We start from the raw sequence: 20,792 nt of genomic DNA on the forward strand, positions 1-20,792 counted from the left end.
TGACTCTCTTATTGTATGGTAATAAAATAATTCCTTGCGAAAGGTAATAAAAGTTAAACAGTACACTATTACTATTAATTTTATGCTTTTTTCTCGAAAATCCCCTTAGCACAGTATTCTATGATTTCTCTTCTTCTAATAATTCCAATAAAAATGCCCGCGTCATCAATAACAGGGACAAAATTCTGCTCCATTGCCCTTAAAAGAATACTTTCCATATCAGCATCAATATGAATCGGTTCATTATAACGCTTTGGTTTTATGTCTTTCAGTTTCGTTTTATGGGTGTTTTCGAATGATAAGTCAGGGGTGTTTTTCATTTTCCAGAGTAAGTCCCCCTCTGTTAAGGTGCCAACATATCTTCCATGGTTATCGATAATGGGAACTGCAGAGTACTTGTGAAACTCCATTTTTTCCAACGCTTGTCTCATCGTGGACTCATATTTAACGAAGGCTACTTCTCTTTTTGGGATTAGAAAAAAGGCTATATTCACCGCTTACCCCCTCATCAGTTATTCATCATATACTTCCTGCTCTGCTTTAGAATGCCCGACTGATTAGTTTATATGCTGTTCTAAATTTAGCGGTTAACTTAGTCCCTTCTTTTTATCAGGTTTTTGATCTGCAATAATTAATACATCTAAATGACGGACTAAACGCAATAGCTTTTGGACAACCGAACCTCTTATGATCTCTTCCAATCGTGTCCGTGTCGATTGTCCGATAAACACTTGGGTTGCCTCTTTGTCATTTAATCGTTCTCCCAATTCTTCAACAACTTTTCTTCGGTGGGATGTTTCGTATATTTCAAAAATCCCACCCAGTCTTTCGGTTAAAAACTGCAAGTTCTTCATTTTGGACTGTTCTTCGTCTGTTAGAACAGAATGCTCCCTTACATAACCCACATACCAGTTAGCCTTCAACCGATAAGCAGTTCGAAAACCACGTCGAATTAAACGCTCACTGTTCCCGCGTAAATTTACACAAACAAAGATGACCTCTTGTTTTCGCCACGGTCCTCTTAAAGTACGGTTACGTTCCAATAATTCTAGTCTCTCATCAACATCATCAGCGACTTCACGAAGGGCGAGTTCTCTTAATGCGATTAAATTATACGTTTTAAAAAAATGATTCAGTGCCTGTTCTACTTTTTCCTTTGCGTATATATTCCCCTCCAGCATACGTTGCTGCAACTCCTTTGGAGAAATATCAATAAGCTCAATCTCATCTGCCATTCGGAGAACTTGATCGGGTACTGTTTCCCGTACCCGCACTCCTGTAATTTGTTCAATACTGTCATTTAAACTTTCTAAATGCTGAATGTTCATGGTTGAGATGACCGAAATCCCTGATTTTATAATCTCTTCAACATCTTCATAACGTTTTTTATGATTGCTGCCTGGTACGTTGGTATGAGCCAATTCATCAACTAGTACCACCTCGGGATTTCTCTTTATAATGGCATCTACATCCATTTCTTCAATCACAACATTTTTATAGTTAATTTTCATTCGTGGCATCATTTCCAAGCTTCCGACTTGATCAAGTGTTTCTTTCCTACCATGTGTTTCAAGCAAACCAATTACGACATCTATTCCGTTTTTCTTCAACTCGTTAGCCTCACGCAGCATCGTATACGTCTTCCCGACACCTGGAGCTGCCCCAATATAAACCTTTAATTGTCCACGCTTCATTTTTCCAATCCGCTCTTCCACTTCTCGATTTGATAAGCGACGGTATGGATTGATTTTATTGTCGTCTCCCAACTTAGCAGGTATTACTCTTTTTCCACTTTTATCTGTTCGGTCAGCTACAACCAAGATATCTATGTTTTGCGTACTTCGCAGAATTTTATTAATGACCGAGCCGTTTATGATTTCTTCCAGGCGGCTTCTTTTAGAATGGCCTATTACAATTTTGGTGATTTTCTTGTCAGTTGCATAGGTGACGATTTCCTCGGCTGCATCCGTTCGAGTAATAGAAAATTCTTCAAATTTACCTCCAACTTTATGAACTAACTTTTTAATGGACCTTCTAAAAGTTTGCTCTTCCTTTGAAAGCTTTCTATCCGGTGAAAGGAAACATACGACTAATAGCTCACCACCCAAACGTTTTGCAACTTGTTGTCCTCTACGTACTAAAATTGAGCCATTCCAGTGATATTGAACGGTAACAAGAATTCTCTCCGATGCTCCGGATGGTCCTATCAGCCCTTGCTGTTCTCGATATTCATCCAGTTCGTCATTTACTTCACCTGCTAAATGGCGTAAGGCAAGCTCGCGTAATACTGCCAAATTTGCTCGTTTAAACAATTTCTCTTCTAATACCCGGTCTATGTTGCCATCCTGTAAACGATTAAGAATTTGGTCAGGTGTTACATCCAAAAGCTTAACCTCATCTGCCATCGCAAGGGTGTCATTCGGTACACAATGATCCACCTGTACTTTAATGCCTAACAGTTTTTCAACAATCTCTCTAACTCCATTTAATTCGTAAATGTTCATCGTTGTAATTACACTAATATTGTGGTTCATTAGCTCTATTACATCTTCAAGTCTTGTCTTATGCGGTGCATCTAAGCGATTGCGATGTGACAAGATATCAACAAGAACAACTTCTGGATTCCTTTCTTTAATGGCTTCAATATCTAAATCCTGTTTAACTATTCCGTTCTCCACCCATTCAATTGGTCGAATCGTCTCCAAATCCCCGATTTGTTCATTTGTTTTAGGACGATTGGATGGACTGATTATTCCAATCACAACATCAATCGATCTCTTCTTCAATACATTCCCATCCAATAACATATGATAGGTCTTTCCCGATCCAGAAACCGCCCCGAGAATAATTTTCAGCCTTCCTCGTTTCACTTCATAAATCGATTGTAAAAATTCTTCGGGAGTTTTTCTGCGAAATTCGACCATGCTTTCACCCCTATCTTTCTACAGACAAGAAAAGGAGAGCTGGTATACGATACTCTCCCTTTCTCCTTCTTCCTTATTTCAATCTATCAAGCTCCATATTTAGCTGTAATACATTTACCCGCGGTTCTCCTAATATCCCATATTGCCTTCCATCCGTATTTTTTATAATAAGGGACTCTAATTGCTCTTCATCCATGTCCCTGACATCAGCAATTCTCGGTACTTGAATCTTCGCTGCCATCGGTGAAATATGCGGATCCAAACCTGAACCTGAATTTGTTAAAAGATCTGCCGGAATATCTTCTTTTTGCACATCAGGGTTATTTTCTAAAAATGCCTTTATATCGTTTTTAGTCCGCTCAATCATATCCTCATTAGATGGTGCATAATTTCCTGACCCTGATCCAGAAGCATTATATTCAATAGAAGATACACGGCTCATGAAGTATTTCGCATCCTTAAAACTCTGCCCAATCAATTCAGAACCTACCACATCCCCGTCTTTAGCTTCGATCACACTGCCATCGGCTTTAGCTGGGAAAATCAGCTGTGATACCCCTGTCATCGCCAAAGGATACATGATCCCGCATATAAGAAGTAGTACCAGACTTACCCTCAAATTTTTCAACATGTATACGTCACCTTTACTTTATTAGTTATTTTTAAACAAAATTCATGACCATAAGCAGAGAATCGATTACCTTAATACCGATAAACGGAACAATGACTCCCCCGAATCCAAAAATCGTGAGGTTACGATTTAATAGTTTTGTAGAACTCATCGGCACATATTTAACACCCTTCATTGCCAGTGGTATAAGCAATGGGATGATAATTGCGTTAAAGATGAGAGCGGATAGAATCGCGCTTTGTGGTGTATTTAGATTCATAATATTTAGTGCCCCTATTTGCGGGATTGCTACCATAAACATAGCTGGGATAATCGCAAAGTATTTCGCAACATCATTAGCAATACTGAACGTAGTCAAAGCACCTCTTGTCATTAACAGTTGCTTACCGATGGCTACTACTTCAATGATCTTCGTTGGGTCAGAATCTAAGTCAACCATGTTCGCCGCCTCTTTTGCCGCAATCGTTCCGCTATTCATCGCAAGGCCAACATCAGCCTGCGCGAGTGCCGGTGCATCATTCGTTCCGTCTCCTGTCATCGCTACCAGCTTTCCTTCGGCTTGTTCCTTTTTAATAACGGAAATCTTATCTTCGGGTTTTGCCTCAGAGATAAAATCATCCACCCCCGCCTCACGAGCGATCGTTGCGGCGGTCAGTGGGTTATCCCCTGTACACATGACCGTTTTTATCCCCATTTTTCGTAATTCGTCAAATCGTTCTTTCATTCCCGGTTTGACGGTATCTTTTAAATATATTAAGCCTAGAATTTTATTACCTTCTGCTACTGCAAGCGGTGTGCCACCTTCCATTGCGATTGTTTTTGTTTTACTATCAAGATCCTTTGGTACAGTCCCTCCCTGAGCGGTCACGTACTCTTTAATAGCATCTACGGCCCCTTTTCTAATTCTCCCTCCATCCGCAAAGTCCGTTCCGCTCATCCGTGTTTCCGCTTTAAATTCAACGCCTTCGGAATCAATTTCATGTCCCACAGTTTCTAAAACACCTGATTTTTTTGCCAGCTCAATGATCGAGCGTCCCTCAGGAGTCTCATCATGAAGAGAGCTAGCTTGTGCGGCTTTATTCAGCTCTATTTGATCTGCTTTTCCAACGGACACAAATGCTGTAGCCATCCGGTTCCCATAGGTTATCGTTCCTGTTTTATCGAGAATTATCGTATTAATATCCCCAGCCGCCTCCACTGCTTTACCTGACATAGCAATTACATTAAATTGAGTAACTCGGTCCATCCCGGCGACTCCAATCGCTGAAAGCAGTCCCCCAATCGTCGTAGGAATCAAACAAACAAGTAAGGCTACCAAAGTTGCGATTGGTATAGTCACTCCAACATAGGAGGCGATTGGAACCAGGGTCGTACAAACAATTAAGAATATCAACGTTAAGCTGACGAGCAATGTATTTAATGCAATTTCATTCGGTGTTTTTTGGCGCTTAGCTCCTTCAACCAAATGAATCATACGATCAAGGAAGGATTCACCTGGATCCGTCGTCACTCGAATCTTTAGCCTGTCACTAATTACTCGTGTACCGCCGGTGACTGAGCTGAAATCTCCACCAGATTCTTTAATAACCGGTGCAGATTCACCTGTTATTGCTGATTCATCAACAGAGGCTACCCCTTCTACAATTTCCCCATCGCCAGGAATCAATTCAGTTGCTTTGACAACAACTATATCCCCTTTTCTCAATTCAGTTGATTGGACCATTTTGGTTGATCCATCTTTCAAAAGCAATCTGGCACTTGTATCTTGTTTTGTCTTTTTCAAGCTTTCAGCTTGTGCCTTACCTCTTCCTTCTGCTAAAGATTCCGCAAAGTTAGCGAATAGAATGGTAAGAAGTAAGATTGCACTTACACTCCCGTTGTAAATTGAACTCGCTCCCCCTCCAAATAGGGTGGGGAAAATGGTCAGGATTAGGGTGATAACAAACCCAACCTCTACTACAAACATGACTGGATTTTTAGCCATCAGACGCGGGTCCAGCTTTTTAAAAGCATCTATTAAAGCACGCTTGACTATAGCGTTATTAATCGCCGCTTTACGCTTTGTGTTCATTAGAATACTCCTTTACCTTCTTTTTTCTTTATTAGCGAATCGATAAATACTCCGCAATTGGTCCGAGCGTGATAACTGGGAAGAATGTTAATGCCCCTACGATTAAAACCGTAGTCACCAGAAGAACGATGAATGTGATGTTATCTGATTTAAACGTACCAATCGTTTCCGGAACAGGTTTTTTATTTAGTAACGATCCAGCTACTGCAAGCATGGCAATCATGGAGAAATAGCGGCCAAATAACATCACTAACCCTGTTGATATATTCCAAAATGGTGTATTATCACCTAAGCCTTCAAATCCTGATCCATTGTTCGCCGCAGATGAAGTAAATTCATAGACGACTTGAGTAATTCCATGGAACCCTGAATTCGAAATCGCTGATGACCCCATTTCTGTTGCCAGCGCAATGGCCGATGGAGCCAGAATAATTAGCGGATGTATTAAAATGGTAATGGCGATTAACTTCATTTCTTTCGCTTCGATTTTACGCCCTAAAAATTCAGGTGTTCGCCCAACCATTAATCCTGCTAAGAAAACAGCTAGAATGGCATACATTAAAATATTTACGGTTCCAACACCGTCCCCACCAAATACACAATTCAACATCATTTCCCCCAATGGAACCAACCCTCCAAGCGGGGTTAACGTGTCATGCATATTGTTTACTGTGCCTGTGGTTGCAGCTGTTGTAACTGTTGTAAATAGGGCACTTTGGGCAATTCCAAACCGCACTTCCTTCCCTTCCATACTTCCATCTGATTGAGAAAGGCCGATTTCTCGAAGCGCAGGATTTCCATTTGCTTCACTAAAATAGGCTAATGATAAGAACGCAAGAAACATAATTCCCATCGCACTGAATAAAATCCAACCTTGCTTACGGCTTCTAGCCATATGTCCAAAAGCGATTGGCAGTGAAGCTGGTAGTAAAAACATGGATAAGATTTCAATAACGTTCGTGAGTGGTGTTGGATTCTCAAATGGATGTGCAGAGTTTACACCGAAAAATCCCCCGCCATTAGTCCCTAAATGCTTAATAGATTCCAAAGCTGCAACAGGTCCACGCGCAATCTGCTGTTCGGCACCCTCCAGGGTCGTAGCTGTAATCGTCGGCCCTATTGTTTGCGGAACTCCCTGACCTACTAGCACGATTCCAACCAGGATGGAAAGCGGGATCAGAATACGTGTATGGGCACGGATTAAATCCACATAAAAGTTACCTATGCTTTTTTGCCCTGTCAGGCCTCTCATAAAGGCGATACATAGAGCAATTCCTGTCGCTGGTGTTGTAAACATCAGAAAGATAATAACCATCATTTGTGATAAATAAGATAAACCTGATTCTCCGCTATAGTGTTGTAAATTAGTATTGGTTAAAAAACTTGCTACTGTATTAAAAGATAAGAACGGATCCATTGAAGCAATCCCACTTGGATTTCCCGGTAAAACACCTTGTAGACGAACGATTATATAACATATAGCAAACATTGCTATATTACTGACCAATAAAGCCTTTGCGTATTGCTTCCACTTCATATTCCCCTGCGAAATTCCTGACAGCTTATAAATTATTTTCTCTATTCCGCCAAATACTCGATCAAGCCTTGTCTCTTCCAAAGAGAAAGCACGGGCTATATAACGCCCCATAGGAATAGCAAGCAATAAAAGAACCGCTAATACCAATGCTATTTGTATAAAATCCATTATTCTTTCCCCCATAGTGTTTTAATAAATTAATATCTCTCTGGATGAATTAAGGCATCAACTAAGTAAATCGCAAGTCCACCTACAACGATTCCTATAAAAATCATTTTTCTACCCCTCGTTCCTCAATCACATTGTCACAAAATTTGATAAATCCCCAAAATAGTAGAAATGATCCTACTGCTAATCCAATTGAAATAAGATCCACAAGAATCTTCCTTTCATAAAATTGATTTTTTAATCCACAGCTAAAAGGTTAAAGGTGATTGGTTAACCAACTATATGAGCTGCTTCCAGGTTTACTTATATAAACAAGTTTGGCGCCGAGCTTCTTGTAAAGCTGATAATCCCTGCTGCATTGTGTCGCAACAATGATTTTTCTCGTACCCAATTTAGAAAAGAAGGTAGTCAATTCAAACCCTTCATTGATGGAATCTGAAATAATATAAACCTTGTTATATACCAAAAATTCCTTTTCCATTTCAATTTGGTTATCTATTCTCCTGTTTCCATTTTCCGTGTTGTAAAGAGATTTAAAATATTGCTTATAAGGCAATACATCAAATGCCCTTGTTCTGAAGCTATTACTAGAAATCACTGACGTATAAAGATTGCCTTTGCCGATAATCAGCACGTTTCCCACTTTTAAATCCCCCTTAATCTCATAGAAGGATAAAGCTGCCCTTTCTATATCCCATATATGTTGATCGAATGATAGAAAGGACACCCCTTATTGTCCTTTTATCTAACTTTAGAGAAACCATTCGGATAATATGAAATATTCATCTGGTTATTCTGGTAGTAAACGATTGAACTAGCTCTTCTTGCATTCTCATCCTCTATTTTTGCTTTTTCCTGCTTGATATCCAGATAACTCATACGAAACATTTGGTTGGTTCCTCCTTATTTTTGTTAAAATTTACCATTCAAAAAGCACAAAAAAGACCTCTGTATTACACAGTGGGCTTTAAACCAAAGGTAATACCTTCTCTCTTAACGCTTACGAGGTTAGCTGTCGGATTCGGGCCAAAAGAGTAGCCCTACCTTGTTAAGGATTCACCCCAAGTGACATTGTCACAAAAGTGGTTCCCCCGCTCTTTAAAAAGACTCAGCGATTTAAGATATTAACGTATTAAATTGTTAAAATTCAAAAAAGACCACAGAGGTCTACCCTGTGGTCGAAATAACTTCTTCGACTCCCCAGTTACACCATCCTCTCCCTTAACGCTTACGAGGTTAGCTGTCGGATTCGGGCCAAAAGAGTAGCCCTACCTTGATTAAGGATTCACCCCAAGTGACAAGAGTCACAAAAGTGGTTCCCCCGCTCTTTAAAGATTCAGCGATTAAGAATGATTTAATTATGAGAGTAATACTACTCCGGTATTTTCCAGTTGTAAAGAGTATGAGTAGCTCATATTCATCCTAAAATACAGAAAAACAGTTAAATATAACCACTTTGATAGCCAAATGATATGAAATCTTTAAATTACTCAGTTATTCACTGTTTTATTTAGAATTAAATTTTATTTTTCTTGATTTTAACAAGATAAAAAGGTGTTTCCTTATGACTCGTTGTCTGGCCCGAACCCATTTTATTATAAATCGAATACTTTAATTTAATAAAAAATAACGATCTATCCAGTACACCCAGGAAAAAGTGTCTAAAGATATTAAAACGGGTAAATAAGTCATATTAAAGAAAATTGGGAGGTATAGAATGGGAGATTATGTGATTAACGTATATGAAAACGAGCAACAAGCAGCAGATGCTATTGAGGAGTTTAAAAAGGAAGGCTATACGACTGATGAAATTTCCGTGATTGCTAACCAGGCAAATGATTTATCCAAGATGTCACAGGAAGTAAAAATATCTACTATGGATGGAGCTATTGCAGGAGCTGCTACCGGAGGGGCACTCGGCATTGCCGGCGCACTCGCAGGATTACCGGCTGTATTGGTCCCAGGTTTAGGGGCAATTTTGGCTGCAGGTCCTGTTTTAACTATGCTCGGCGGTGCGCTAGTTGGAGCCCGATCCAGTGAAGGAGGATTATTAAACTCTCTGATGAATATCGGACTTTCTGAAGAGGACGCTCAACGTTACTCTAATGAAGTCCAGGATGGAAAATTCCTCGTCATACTTCATGCTAAATCTTCCTGATAATAAAAACGGCTTGATGATTCCTACTTGAATCAAGCCGTTTTATATTACCTTAGGAAGTTTAGATCTCTCAGAAACTTTATTTATATTAAAAACTTTTTACTATTTTCGATATAATTTTATTCAACTGATTTTGGTCTTTTTGCCTGTTGAAAATCAAACTGCCTCTAATCGTCCATTCTTAATAGATAGCTGTGTTTTGTAGCTTTCTTTTGGAAATATAAATGTCCATGGCATACTCACTTCATTTGGAATCACAAGCTTAGGTAAGGTAAATTCATTTTCCGCAATAACCTCTCCCTGAATTTTGTATCGTAATCTTGTGTTATTAAATGTAAGCGGCTGATCCGTGAAATTATGGACTAATACGGTCACAAGCAGTGCCTCTTTGTGGTTGATGGCTTCCCGGATAGGAGAGAAAATTACACCTGTGCCGTTTAGATGCTTTGTCTCTACAAATACTTTTTCTATATAGCTTCGGTCCTGGGCAGATAACGCTTTATCCCACGATTTTTCGAACTGCAATTGTTGCATGATTAGAACACTCCTATTGATTCATTACTCCAAAATCCCACTATAATATATGATAAGTTTAACATTAACATAAAAACCCCACCTGTGTTTAACAGATGGGATTATATCATTATCCTCTAAGCATATTACGTCCGCCATTAACCGCGATGATTTGTCCGTTAATATAGCCTGAAATCCTTTTCGTGATTTCCCACTCTTATTTTCTGCCTATGGAAGATGATGTTAATTGGTTTGGTCCGAACCTCGCTTAAAAAGGATGCTAGGCCTAATTGACCTCGCACTCTCTTACTGTCATTACACCATAATGCTTACGCCTGTAAACACTAAGTACAATTCCTATTAAAAACGCATTCAAAATCGTCGACATCCAGCCATAGCTGATAAACGGTAAGTAGATTGTCATAATCGGGACAAACCCGAATATCATCGCAATATTATAGAAAAATTGTAAAGAAAACAGGGCCAGAGCTCCGATAACAAGTAACTTTCCATATCTATTGCGTGCTCCTATCGCAATATACCCCATTCGAATCACAAATAATAGGAGAATAATCAGAACTGCCACGGTGACAACATACCCGAAATGAGAGGTCAGACCCGCCAATGCATAATCGGAATATGTTCCTGGAAGAACATTACCCAGGCCAGCAGAGCTTCCATACCATTTTGCTTCGGTCATCAGCTCCCTTAGTTGCACATACATATACCCTGAACCATCTGCATACTTCTCGGGATTTATATAGGCTGCTATCCGCTCATTCTGATAACCTTTTAAAGAAGGCAAAACGGCTACCAACCCAATTATGAATGCTGTAATCGTACTTGCGGTTATAAATAATGCAGTTTTCTTACTTAAATGGCTCCACCATAACATAATCAAAACTGTCATTCCATAGATAAATGAGATTGCTAGGTCTGGAACCATTAAGAAAAGATAAAAGGAGTAGATAAACAAAAGAAAAAGCTGCCAAACTTTCAATTTCTTATTCTGAAAAAATTGAGCCCAAGCCAGGAAAAAGAACGGCAATGCAATCCAACAATTGAATGAACCAAGCATTGGTATACCAAAATAAGGTTCCCCATTGATTGTATAAGACGGAATTAGCCGTAACCCATAGAGTATAGCTACACCAACCAGATAAAAGGCCCAACCCCATCTTTGCAGCTTCCGATAGTCAAAGTACATAATCCCAATTGCCAGCGCTATGCCTAGCAGACCAAAAATCACTCTATTCCGCATAAATGAATCCTGTATTTCCACTTGTGACGAATCCATTGATAAAATCGGGAGAAATCCAAGCATCATCACTGCTGCTAAAAGGGAAAGAAGCAGCCAATCCACTTTCGGTCGGTATAGCTTGTTCATCTTCTCACCAAGCTTATACGGATCTCCCATTTGCTTAATCGCCTTCTCCTGTGCCTCCGTAGCCGACAGCCCTTTCCCCAGCCAATATTCCTTTGCTTCCTTAAGATGATAATTCAATTCTTTTTCAACACTTACCTTCGCTTCCTTTGAGCGAATTTGCCCGATAACTTCTCCCAAAAAGCGTTCTCTATCATTGACCATTCTGATCACCTCTCCGCCTGTCCTCTCAAGGTAAGACTAGCTAGCCATACTCGTTCATCAGACTTTTCAAGCGCACGTCTCCCCTTGTCGGTCAGCTGATACTTTTTTTCTCCTGATGATCCCCATGAAGCCGTAATGATTCCCGCTAGCTCCTGTTCATGCAAAAACGCATATATAGAACCTTCCTCGTCCTCATACTTTCTTATGCCTCTTACTGCAAGAAGCCTTGTTAATTCAAAGCCTGTCCTTTCCTTTAAAAGAAGCTGGAGGAGGTTAATGAACATATCCTGCTCGCTGAATGATTCTTTTGCGATGGACTTATGAATGCGCTTTTTCATAGTTTCTGAGAAATCTAGCTCCCGCATGCAAGTTTCCTTCATAGCCTTTTTAAGACCCTTCAACCGTTCTTCCATTCGCTATATCCCTCCCAACTATCCTTTAAAAGTGCCTTCGCTCTGCGGAGTCTCGTTTTCACTGTATTGTTATTAATAGATAGTACCTGCGCCATTTCACGAATGGGCATCCCCTCAAAATAATGAAGATAGATGACTTCCCGATATTTAATCGGCAGATGCATAACAGAATGCGCCAGACGTTCTTCTTCATCTTGCCGAATAACCGCTTGTTCAGTGCTATGCCCACTTTCACCAGAATAAATGTATTCATCACTTGAGAGGAAGACATGGTTTTTGTACCAGCTTTTCAAATAATCCTTGCAATGATTAATAGCTATTCTCCACAACCATGTCCTAATTTTTGATTTCCCCTTATATGTATGAAGGGATTGATAGCATTTTACAAAGATATCTTGGGTAAGGTCCTCAGCAAGTTCACGATTCTTCACATAAGAATAGGAGAGTTGTAAAATTTCTTGCCCATATTGGTCCATCAGTTCGTCGATGATGATCTCCTTTTCCTCAATAACGAGGCGTTCCATTGTTATTTCATCCACTATTTCTCCCCCTTCCTAAATATTGACGAGGCTATTCCGTTTCCGGTTTTAGTTTTTTTAAAATAAAGTTCATTTGTTTATTCAGGCTTGATCACATTCGGATAATCAGTCGGTCTCATGGAGATAATCCCGTGTACAAACAATACGCATAGAAATATTGATTACTTGTTTAAAATAGAAATTAAAATTACCGATATATAGATTCAAAACAACATATACATATATTACCACCAACAATAACTTTCTTTAGTAGATTAGTAACATTTTTATTTCTCATTTAAATATTTCCAAATTGCTCTGGTATATTAATTGTCATAAAATTAAGTATACTTATAAAAATTGGGGTGAATGAGATGAAAGCAGGAGTTTATCATGGCTTAAATGATGTACGAGTTGAAGAGTTACCAATGCCAACAATCGGACCGAAGGATGTATTATTGCGTACATTGCGTTGTGGTATTTGCGGTACAGATATTAATATAGTTAAAGCTGGTGCCGGAAATATGGGCATCCGGTTTGAAAAAGAATTCGGTCATGAATTTTTCGGTGAAGTAGCAGAAGTAGGCTCAGAGGTAAAGGACATTCACGTAGGAATGCGCGTCGGGGTGAACCCAATTACCGCTAAACGAGTTGGAAAAGCACTTTCCTGTGAAGCCGGCGGCTTTTCTCAATTTGTGGTCATCGAAGATGCGGCATTAAATTATAACTTATACACTTTTTCAGATGAAGTAACACCTGAAGAAGCGGCATTAATGGAGCCTATGAGCGTTGGTTTTCATGGTGCTTTCTCAACTAACCCTAAACCAGGTGAACATATCGTAGTACTTGGTGCCGGTCCGATCGGATTATCAGCTGCTGCTGGCTTGATTGGTGAGGGTATTAAAGATGTAGTTGTAGTAGATATCAATGATTGGCGTTTAGCTAAAGCTCAAGAATTAGGTGCGAAAACAATCAATACAAGTAAACAAGACTTAGCTACAGCACTTGTGGAGTATTTCGGAACAGTTGATTACTATGGTCATTCAATTCCAAATGTGGATGCTTTTGTTGATGCTGCTGGTGCCGCCCCTTTATTTGAACAAGTATTCAATTTGGCTAAACCTGATGCTCGTTTTGCCATAGTGGCTGTGTACAAGCAAGAAGTACCAATAAGTTTTGGAGCTATGATGGGAAAAGAGCTGAAAATTATTGGTGCAAGCGGATATACACATGAAGATATCGTACGTGTTGTTGATCATATTGAGAAGAAAAAAACACCAATCGCAACAATGGTAACGCAAGTCTATAAATTAGACGACCTTTCAAAGGCTTTTGACACAGCTATCGCTGCCAATGAAACGATTAAAGTTGTTGTAGATCTTACTGATTAATAATTCATCGTGCATTAAAGACACTAAAGACTCTTTAATATTATAAAAATTACAATCGACATTTTTATGTTAATAACTTAAAAAGAAGTCCCTTAAAAGTGCGTAGCTTTTGAGAGGCTTCTTTTTAATTTTTATTACGTTAACGTAAGATCATGTTGTAGCCATGAATATTTTGCGCTCATTCTTCTCGCAGATTTCTTCTTTATACCTTCTCCAATAATCTAGTGGTTTGAATATATGTTTTTTAAGAGTATCTTCCACTCGTTCCATCTCTTTATTCTCAATTATAGAAAGTATATTTCTATGTTCAGCAATCATCTGTTCAAAATGATGTTGGCTAAAGTTAATCATTCGGTGATAATCCATATTCATACGTGAAATTGCTTTCCAAGTATTATCCCTATGATGGCCTCGGAAGATAATCGAATGAAAGCCATCATCTAATTCATTAAATTGTCTAGTCATCTTTTTTGGACTCAGTGTGTTTTGTTGAATCAACAGTATTTCTTGAAGATCAAGATTTCTCCTTAACTGATCAACATTCTCTTCAGAAAAATAATTACATGCTGATTTTAAATATTTCTTTTCTAAGTCAAACCACATAAACGACGCTTCTTCAACCAATTCCAAATTTATTCTTGAAACATATGACCCAACTTGTGGAATAACATCTACAAGATGCTCTTGATGTAGTTTCCATAACGCACTTTTTATAGGCGTACTTGATACTTTTAATGCCTCAGTCAGTTCTCCAACACTCAATAACTGTCCAGGCAGTAATTCTAATGATAATATCCCTTCTTTAATTGCTCTATACGAGTAGTTATTATTATTCTCACCTGGTAACCTTGATAACATTTTCACCATACTTAGTCTCACTCCTATTAGAGAAAACACTGCTAGTCTCTGTTCAAAGCTTTATATAAGTAAAGAAGATAGTTAAATTCCGTCTAACTATCTTCTTACCTACGGCAGAAATGAAATGATGTTTTAAATTACATAATCTAAAAACCTATTATTTATATAAACACTTCATTAAATTCTTGTATCGATAAATCCACAAAATGCATCGACAGGGCTTACACCTTTAAATTCTGAACGTCCTAACAATTTATCAACTATTGCAGATAATGTATGTTCATGACTATCATAGGCATTTATGTATGTCTTAACTTGCGGTACATCTGCTAAATGGAATGGACATTGTAAAGATATAAATATTGTCGGTACTTCATTTACATAGAACGGTATATCTGGAGTTCCCTTTGAAGGATTCCATTGAATACGCTGATCTGTGCTTGGTGGTACGTCTGCTATGTTTATGATTAAATCATACTTACTTGTTAAATCAGATATTGGACGTTTTTGAGCATATACGTTCATGACTGCACCTAACATTTCTTGTGGTGGAAGTTTTAATATCTTATCTATTGCAGATTCATATATTTCAACTTCAAAACCTGCTTTTTCAAGTAATTCCTTCATTAATTCGATTGGCTTTTTCTTACCAACCGACATAGCAGCCATGATTTTACCATAAGCAGATTCTGGTCCTTTTACATCAACAAGTAAAACCCTCTTATTCTTTTCTGGATTGATTGGTAATAATTCCTGCTTATTCTTCACTAATGTGATCGCTTTATCTGATATTTCTGGTGCAACAGCCTTATTTGCTTCTGTTCCGATTTTAGCCATGGCTTCTTCTTTTGGCTGTAAAATTTCAGTTTTAGCTTTTGTGTGTAATCCTAAAGATGCTTTCAATCCTAATATACGAGTTAATGCCTCTTCAAGTCTTTCTTCAGTGATGATTCCTTTTTTATAGCCTTCCATCATCCAGTTGAAGTCTTCCTCCGGGTCATTGAAGAATAAGAATAAGTCACAGCCAGCAGCTATAGCTGTAGGTAACATCTCACTGCGCTTCATAGCAGATGTCATCGCTACCATGTGAGAAGCATCCGTTACGATTACACCATTAAAGTTCAATTTATCTCTTAATAGATTTTGTAAGACGATATTACTTAAACTTGATGGCGTTGCTAACTCTTCAATCGTTGCATCTGGTTTAAAGTGACGTACATATTCCGGTAAAGCGATGTGTCCTGACATGATAGAAGGTAATCCCGCTTCTATTAATCCTCCATATACTTTTCCGAATGTATTATCCCACTCTTCTACTGTTAACGTGTTTGGAGCAAATGATAAGTGATGATCCCTTTCATCTACGCCATCTCCAGGGAAGTGCTTAGCAGCTGGAGCTATACCACTTTCCATTATTCCTCTCATATATTCTAAAGAGTATTCTAAAACTTGCTCTGCTTTATTGGAGTAGCAACGAGTAGATATTACTGGGTTTCTCCAGTTCATATCGATATCAACAACTGGTGCAAAGCTCCAGTTACACCCGATAGCAGCAGCTTCCTCTCCGGATACTCTCCCCAATTCATAAGCATACTTAGGATCATTTGTAGCACCTATTTTTACTTGATGACCTACATATGTACCATCTATACAAGCACCATTTCCACCGCACTCTGTATTTGCAGCTATTAATAGAGGAACCTTACTATTTTCTTGTAAGATTTTATTTTGGTCATATACTTGTTCAGCTGTAGCTGGATTGTAACGAACGGCACCGATATGATAAGTAGCTAACATTCCTTTTAAGTACTCTTCATCGCGGCTGGCTCCCATGTTTACGAATAACTGACCGATTTTTTCCTCGATTGTCATCTCTGCAATTGTATCTTCTACCCATTTAATATCTTTATCTGTTAAATTAAACGGTTTTGCTTTTAAATCTACCATCATTGTTTTTTCCTTTAAGTCGATCATTAACTAAATCCTCCACCGTAAAATATCTAGAATTGGCTCTAATGATTATTCATACCAATTAGAGCCAATAATTCATCCTTAATCTTCAATTCATTAACTATTTGCATTACGTTTTGCTTCTAATTCTTTACTTAATTCAATTGTTTTTTGCTTGTTTAAAGGATACATGAATAAAACAACTGCAATGATTCCGTATAATACACCCGGCACTAATGTACCTAGCATGTAAATACCATCTAATACTTCTTGTGGTTGCGTACCTAATGTAGCATTATAACCAACAGCGGCGATTGCCACCCCACCGATACCACCAGCTACTGCTTGTCCTATTTTTCTAGACATAGAAACAATAGAATAAACCGTTGCATCTTCTCGTAATGATGTTAGGTATTCATGATAGTCAATAACATCTGAAATGAATGCATAAGTAATAAAACTATAGAAACTCATGCCCATCATAGCTAGTGCTACAATAGCGATAAACGGCATTGTTTCAATACCTTTTAAGAAGAATAGCGCAATGTATATAACACTTGCAAATGCCATTCCGACAATTGAGATTTCCTTTTTACCAAACTTTGCAACTAGTGGCTTAACTAATGGAACTGTAATGAACATTGACGCCATTTGAACAAGTCCAATTATACTTAGCGCTGCTGCATTACCGAAATAATCTTTGAACAAGTACGTATTAACTGCCATAACAATAAAAGATGTTAACATAGTCATGAGTGATGCTGTTAGTACCCATAGGAATGGTTTATTTTTCACTAAGCTTTTCAAAGAACGCAGGAAATCACCCTTCTTCACTTCTTTTGCTGGTGCCTCAATACGTTCTGTTGAAAGTTTGTAGCAACCAATATAACAAGCAATTGCTAACACACCGAAGATACAAGCTGTCATGAACATGCGATCTGCACTAATTTTGTTATCAATAAATACAATCATTGGTCCAAGAACATTAATAATAAGACCTGCTAAGCTAGCACCTACTGTACGCCATGTAGACAATGTTGTTCTTTCAACTGGATCAGCTGTAATAACAGAAGCCATTGATCCATAAGGAATATTAACTGTACTGTATAATGTACCCCAAACAATATATGTCACAAATGCCCATGCTAGATAGAATCCATCTGACATTCCAGGAATGGTTGTGAACATTAAAACACCTGTAAATACTAATGGGAATGACATACGCAATATCCAAGGCTTAAACTTTCCATTTTTTGTTGTTGGTCGTGTATCAATAAAACGTCCCCAAGCTACATCAGCAAATGCGTCCCATAGTCGAGCGACCATAAATAATACCCCTACTGTTGCAGCACTAATATGGAAAATATCTGTATAAAATACCATTAAAAATGTACTAGTTAATAAGAAAAAGAAATCGTTTCCAAAGTCACCTAGTAAATAGCCTACTTTATCTCGTAAGCCGAATGGTCTTACCGTACTAGAGTTAAGTTGTTCCTCCTGCTGGAGTACTGGTTCTCTCATGCTCATTTAGTTATCCTCCTTAATCTATCCAACAAATATAATTTGCTCAGTATTGAGCATAATTAACTAAACATATACCTTCTTTTTCTTAAGATAGAAGGGTGTTTACTCTTATGAACGGAACAGCCTTACATTTGCTCAATATTGAGCATAATTTATTAAAGTTTTATTTATAATTTGGTATGTATATTGTGTTCTTCTTTCTTTGTTACATAAATCGAGATATTGCTCAATATTGAGCATATTCAATCAAAGTTACTTATAAATTGGTATGAGTGTTGTTTTCTAACTTTTTGATATAGAAAATTTAGATTGCTCAGTACTGAGCATAATTAACCAAAAGTTTGTCTTCCTTTCATTTTCCGATAACTAGTTGGTGTCATCCCAATTCTCTCTTTAAAAAAGCGACTGAAGTGGGCGGCACTTCCAAAACCCGTCGAGCGGAATATGTCTTCCAGTGATTGATCAAGCTTCATTTCCAATAAATACTTTACCTGAATCAGTCTGCATTCCATTACATATTCCATGACCGTATAGCCAGTAACCTCTTTAAAGACATGGGATACATAGTATTTATTTAGATTAAACTCTTTTGCAATACGTTCTAAGCTGATTTTTTCGCAATAGTGCTGATTAATCCATGAGAGAATATTCTCAGCATGCTGTTTCTTTTCTGTCTTCTTTTGTTCGACGTGCAGCTGTGAACATTGGCTCATTTTATAAATCTTCATCAATAGTTGGAGAAATTCTATTTTCAGTTCTGTTTCTAATATCGAATTTATTTTACCTGTAGATTGAAACTCCTGATCGATTATCTCCAGTTGCTTTGCGAACCATTTAATTTTCTCTGCAACATATTTACCCGAAGCATCAAATCCAGTTCGCAAAATACAGTTATTCAGCTTTTGAAAAGGGTCCAAAAGATTTGGCATGCCCAAAACAGGAAATAACCTCCCTAACCAAGCTGGTGAAAAATGAATGGTACTCCTTACATAGGTATCAGGAGAAACAGTATTTGTCTTATGTAAAGTAAATCTGTCCAAAAGAATGATATCTCCTGGTTGTAAGTCATACATTTTATTATGAATAAAATAATTACACTGCCCCTCTTCAAAGACATAAATCTCATATGTACCGTGTGTTTCAAATTGATTAAATCCAGTCACATCTGTATTTAATCCTTGAAGACGATAAGAAGCCAAAATAGATCCATCTAAAACTTTAGGTTGATAAATATCCTTTGCCCATTTATTCACTACTTTTCACACTCCCGGAAGTCAGCGTTCTTAAAGGGCATTCTTTAGAACACCTACTTATTATACTAGTATATCAATAAATAAAATTCATTACATGAAAGTGCTTACTTTTTTAAGTTTTTTGATTTATTTTGCTAATACGTATTGAAATCTAAAATTATATTGATATAGTAAATGTTTGTTTTTCACAATCCCGTTAGAGGTTAGACATTGAAACATAGATTTGTTTGTATAATCTAAGCATGTTGGAAAACTCATCAAATATAAAAAGAGTTACCGTCAAAGTGCTTTCTACTTCCATTTTTTTGACTCATATTGCTCTCTCTTGTTTGCCATAAGATACAGAAAAATAATAATTTTATAAGGCCAGCAAAGATAAATATTAAAAAACACAAGCTCTTTGGACTTGTGTTTGTCTTCACTCATTCACTTTATTAAATAAATCCATAATATGGGCTTTGGCTATTTGCATAATGTGCCCAGTTAATGAGTGTAATAAAATCATACACAGGTAGCTGCACTGCTTGCTGGATATCAAATGCATAGGGAGGAAGGTCACTGCATTCTAATAAGATGGCTCCGATTTCAGGATGCTTTTCCTTTATCTCAATTGCCTTTTTTACAACCTCATCCCTCAGCTTTTCATTATTAAACGTACCAGTTCCATTAGAAATAGATGAAAACTCTTCTCCCTGACTTAAATCACCAATGACTAAATTAGACCTGTCTGTAACACCGCAAGTTTTTAAAAGAGAATCAGTCAATCCTTTTTCATAGGCTGTTAATATACCGATCTTTTGCCCTGGCTTTAATCCAACCTGAATCATCGGCATTTGAACTAGGCTAGACAGATAAACAGGAATTTCTAATGCATTTGCTATTTGCTTATGAAAGTTTCCAAAGAATCCACAGGCACTGGAAATTACTTTTGCCCCTTCACTTTGAAGCTGCTTTGCTGCTTCAATAATCCCTTTTTCCAGAGTTCTATCATTATTTAAAAGACGCTGACCCGTACAGCCGGGAACCAATTTATAATGAACAGGAAACGGAAAGGTTGAATAATTTGCGACATTGCCGGGAATGACAGGATAGGAATTCTCATCCAAGTACAAAATCCCAACAGAAAAACCTGTTACATAGCGTCCCTTTTTTTGTACAAGCTGGCCTGGATTTGTGCCAGGACCAATATATCCATAATGCATTCAATCTTCTCCCCTTTCTTATCAGAATTAGTCTTTTACAGAAATATGGATTTATGCAAAAAAGACAGCAGAAGAAGCCCGGAAATCTTCACC

General features: G+C 37.9%; 19 protein-coding genes and 2 riboswitches. Of the genes, 2 read left to right on the plus strand and 17 right to left on the minus strand.

Annotated features, from left to right (window positions below):
- Positions 1 to 80 precede the first annotated feature (80 nt).
- The 8 genes from AC4BHA_RS16335 to AC4BHA_RS16370 form a co-directional block, all read right to left on the minus strand.
- Complete coding sequence (locus AC4BHA_RS16335) at positions 81 to 494, minus strand: CBS domain-containing protein (RefSeq protein ID WP_066109903.1); 414 nt, start codon at positions 492 to 494, stop codon at positions 81 to 83.
- Between the two features lie 93 nt (positions 495 to 587).
- Entirely contained in the window at positions 588 to 2,924 is a 2,337-nt protein-coding gene (locus AC4BHA_RS16340) for a universal stress protein (RefSeq protein ID WP_490553682.1), read from the minus strand.
- A gap of 73 nt (positions 2,925 to 2,997) precedes the next feature.
- Positions 2,998 to 3,555, minus strand: a complete 558-nt coding sequence (kdpC, locus tag AC4BHA_RS16345) for a potassium-transporting ATPase subunit KdpC (protein ID WP_140462269.1) — start codon at positions 3,553 to 3,555, stop codon at positions 2,998 to 3,000.
- Between the two features lie 31 nt (positions 3,556 to 3,586).
- Entirely contained in the window at positions 3,587 to 5,626 is a 2,040-nt protein-coding gene (kdpB, locus tag AC4BHA_RS16350; protein ID WP_490553679.1) for a potassium-transporting ATPase subunit KdpB, read from the minus strand.
- A 31-nt stretch (positions 5,627 to 5,657) separates the two neighbouring features.
- On the minus strand, positions 5,658 to 7,331 hold the full coding sequence (gene kdpA / locus AC4BHA_RS16355) for a potassium-transporting ATPase subunit KdpA (RefSeq protein ID WP_148631275.1): 1,674 nt from the start codon (positions 7,329 to 7,331) through the stop codon (positions 5,658 to 5,660).
- 29 nt (positions 7,332 to 7,360) lie between these two features.
- Entirely contained in the window at positions 7,361 to 7,438 is a 78-nt protein-coding gene (locus AC4BHA_RS16360; RefSeq protein ID WP_077248205.1) for a potassium-transporting ATPase subunit F, read from the minus strand.
- Positions 7,439 to 7,587: 149 nt separating this feature from the next.
- Positions 7,588 to 7,974: a hypothetical protein gene (locus AC4BHA_RS16365; RefSeq protein ID WP_148631273.1), complete on the minus strand. Its 387-nt coding sequence runs from the start codon at positions 7,972 to 7,974 to the stop codon at positions 7,588 to 7,590.
- Positions 7,975 to 8,072: 98 nt separating this feature from the next.
- On the minus strand, positions 8,073 to 8,219 hold the full coding sequence (locus tag AC4BHA_RS16370; protein WP_490558919.1) for a hypothetical protein: 147 nt from the start codon (positions 8,217 to 8,219) through the stop codon (positions 8,073 to 8,075).
- 95 nt (positions 8,220 to 8,314) lie between these two features.
- Positions 8,315 to 8,455, minus strand: a riboswitch (cyclic di-AMP (ydaO/yuaA leader).
- Between the two features lie 85 nt (positions 8,456 to 8,540).
- A riboswitch (cyclic di-AMP (ydaO/yuaA leader) is annotated at positions 8,541 to 8,683 on the minus strand.
- A 365-nt stretch (positions 8,684 to 9,048) separates the two neighbouring features.
- Here AC4BHA_RS16370 and AC4BHA_RS16375 point away from each other — a divergent pair.
- A complete protein-coding gene (locus tag AC4BHA_RS16375; RefSeq protein WP_148631271.1) occupies positions 9,049 to 9,489 on the plus strand; it encodes a general stress protein in 441 nt (146 codons plus the stop codon).
- 156 nt (positions 9,490 to 9,645) lie between these two features.
- Here AC4BHA_RS16375 and AC4BHA_RS16380 read toward each other — a convergent pair whose 3' ends face one another.
- The 4 genes from AC4BHA_RS16380 to AC4BHA_RS16395 all read right to left on the minus strand — a co-directional run bounded on the left by AC4BHA_RS16380 (position 9,646) and on the right by AC4BHA_RS16395 (position 12,542).
- Positions 9,646 to 10,023, minus strand: a complete 378-nt coding sequence (locus AC4BHA_RS16380; protein ID WP_490553673.1) for an SLAP domain-containing protein — start codon at positions 10,021 to 10,023, stop codon at positions 9,646 to 9,648.
- Between the two features lie 265 nt (positions 10,024 to 10,288).
- On the minus strand, positions 10,289 to 11,590 hold the full coding sequence (locus tag AC4BHA_RS16385) for an FtsW/RodA/SpoVE family cell cycle protein (protein ID WP_490553671.1): 1,302 nt from the start codon (positions 11,588 to 11,590) through the stop codon (positions 10,289 to 10,291).
- Between the two features lie 5 nt (positions 11,591 to 11,595).
- The gene (locus AC4BHA_RS16390) at positions 11,596 to 12,003 is read right to left on the minus strand and encodes a PadR family transcriptional regulator (RefSeq protein WP_066109930.1); all 408 of its coding nucleotides are present in this window, start codon (positions 12,001 to 12,003) and stop codon (positions 11,596 to 11,598) included.
- Positions 11,988 to 12,542, minus strand: coding sequence for a sigma-70 family RNA polymerase sigma factor (locus AC4BHA_RS16395; protein WP_490553670.1), 555 nt, complete (start codon positions 12,540 to 12,542; stop codon positions 11,988 to 11,990). The genes AC4BHA_RS16390 and AC4BHA_RS16395 overlap by 16 nt, the downstream gene beginning before the upstream one ends.
- A gap of 353 nt (positions 12,543 to 12,895) precedes the next feature.
- On the opposite strand from AC4BHA_RS16395, the gene AC4BHA_RS16400 reads away from it, so the two are divergent.
- Positions 12,896 to 13,912, plus strand: coding sequence for a zinc-dependent alcohol dehydrogenase (locus tag AC4BHA_RS16400; protein ID WP_490553668.1), 1,017 nt, complete (start codon positions 12,896 to 12,898; stop codon positions 13,910 to 13,912).
- A gap of 150 nt (positions 13,913 to 14,062) precedes the next feature.
- Here AC4BHA_RS16400 and AC4BHA_RS16405 read toward each other — a convergent pair whose 3' ends face one another.
- The 5 genes from AC4BHA_RS16405 to AC4BHA_RS16425 all read right to left on the minus strand — a co-directional run bounded on the left by AC4BHA_RS16405 (position 14,063) and on the right by AC4BHA_RS16425 (position 20,699).
- The gene (locus AC4BHA_RS16405) at positions 14,063 to 14,779 is read right to left on the minus strand and encodes a GntR family transcriptional regulator (RefSeq protein WP_066109938.1); all 717 of its coding nucleotides are present in this window, start codon (positions 14,777 to 14,779) and stop codon (positions 14,063 to 14,065) included.
- A gap of 168 nt (positions 14,780 to 14,947) precedes the next feature.
- Positions 14,948 to 16,744: a glycoside hydrolase family 3 protein gene (locus AC4BHA_RS16410; RefSeq protein ID WP_217491089.1), complete on the minus strand. Its 1,797-nt coding sequence runs from the start codon at positions 16,742 to 16,744 to the stop codon at positions 14,948 to 14,950.
- A gap of 93 nt (positions 16,745 to 16,837) precedes the next feature.
- Positions 16,838 to 18,247: an MFS transporter gene (locus AC4BHA_RS16415; RefSeq protein ID WP_066109943.1), complete on the minus strand. Its 1,410-nt coding sequence runs from the start codon at positions 18,245 to 18,247 to the stop codon at positions 16,838 to 16,840.
- Positions 18,248 to 18,573: 326 nt separating this feature from the next.
- Positions 18,574 to 19,497 (minus strand): AraC family transcriptional regulator, encoded by a 924-nt coding sequence (locus tag AC4BHA_RS16420; protein WP_066109945.1) that lies wholly within the window; start codon positions 19,495 to 19,497, stop codon positions 18,574 to 18,576.
- A 434-nt stretch (positions 19,498 to 19,931) separates the two neighbouring features.
- On the minus strand, positions 19,932 to 20,699 hold the full coding sequence (locus AC4BHA_RS16425) for an aspartate/glutamate racemase family protein (protein WP_490553665.1): 768 nt from the start codon (positions 20,697 to 20,699) through the stop codon (positions 19,932 to 19,934).
- Positions 20,700 to 20,792: the final 93 nt, after the last annotated feature.

This window comes from Pradoshia sp. Z3_51 (assembly GCF_058215915.1).

Bases quoted from the DNA above. Each gene is read 5' to 3' on its own strand.
- AC4BHA_RS16340 (WP_490553682.1), bottom strand. From the start codon at position 2,924: ATGGTCGAATTTCGCAGAAAAACTCCCGAAGAATTTTTACAATCGATT.
- kdpC (WP_140462269.1), bottom strand. From the start codon at position 3,555: ATGTTGAAAAATTTGAGGGTAAGTCTGGTACTACTTCTTATATGCGGG.
- kdpB (WP_490553679.1), bottom strand. From the start codon at position 5,626: ATGAACACAAAGCGTAAAGCGGCGATTAATAACGCTATAGTCAAGCGT.
- kdpA (WP_148631275.1), bottom strand. From the start codon at position 7,331: ATGGATTTTATACAAATAGCATTGGTATTAGCGGTTCTTTTATTGCTT.
- AC4BHA_RS16360 (WP_077248205.1), bottom strand. From the start codon at position 7,438: ATGATTTTTATAGGAATCGTTGTAGGTGGACTTGCGATTTACTTAGTT.
- AC4BHA_RS16370 (WP_490558919.1), bottom strand. From the start codon at position 8,219: ATGTTTCGTATGAGTTATCTGGATATCAAGCAGGAAAAAGCAAAAATA.
- AC4BHA_RS16375 (WP_148631271.1), top strand. From the start codon at position 9,049: ATGGGAGATTATGTGATTAACGTATATGAAAACGAGCAACAAGCAGCA.
- AC4BHA_RS16380 (WP_490553673.1), bottom strand. From the start codon at position 10,023: ATGCAACAATTGCAGTTCGAAAAATCGTGGGATAAAGCGTTATCTGCC.
- AC4BHA_RS16385 (WP_490553671.1), bottom strand. From the start codon at position 11,590: ATGGTCAATGATAGAGAACGCTTTTTGGGAGAAGTTATCGGGCAAATT.
- AC4BHA_RS16390 (WP_066109930.1), bottom strand. From the start codon at position 12,003: ATGGAAGAACGGTTGAAGGGTCTTAAAAAGGCTATGAAGGAAACTTGC.
- AC4BHA_RS16400 (WP_490553668.1), top strand. From the start codon at position 12,896: ATGAAAGCAGGAGTTTATCATGGCTTAAATGATGTACGAGTTGAAGAG.
- AC4BHA_RS16405 (WP_066109938.1), bottom strand. From the start codon at position 14,779: ATGGTGAAAATGTTATCAAGGTTACCAGGTGAGAATAATAATAACTAC.
- AC4BHA_RS16410 (WP_217491089.1), bottom strand. From the start codon at position 16,744: ATGATCGACTTAAAGGAAAAAACAATGATGGTAGATTTAAAAGCAAAA.
- AC4BHA_RS16415 (WP_066109943.1), bottom strand. From the start codon at position 18,247: ATGAGCATGAGAGAACCAGTACTCCAGCAGGAGGAACAACTTAACTCT.
- AC4BHA_RS16425 (WP_490553665.1), bottom strand. From the start codon at position 20,699: ATGCATTATGGATATATTGGTCCTGGCACAAATCCAGGCCAGCTTGTA.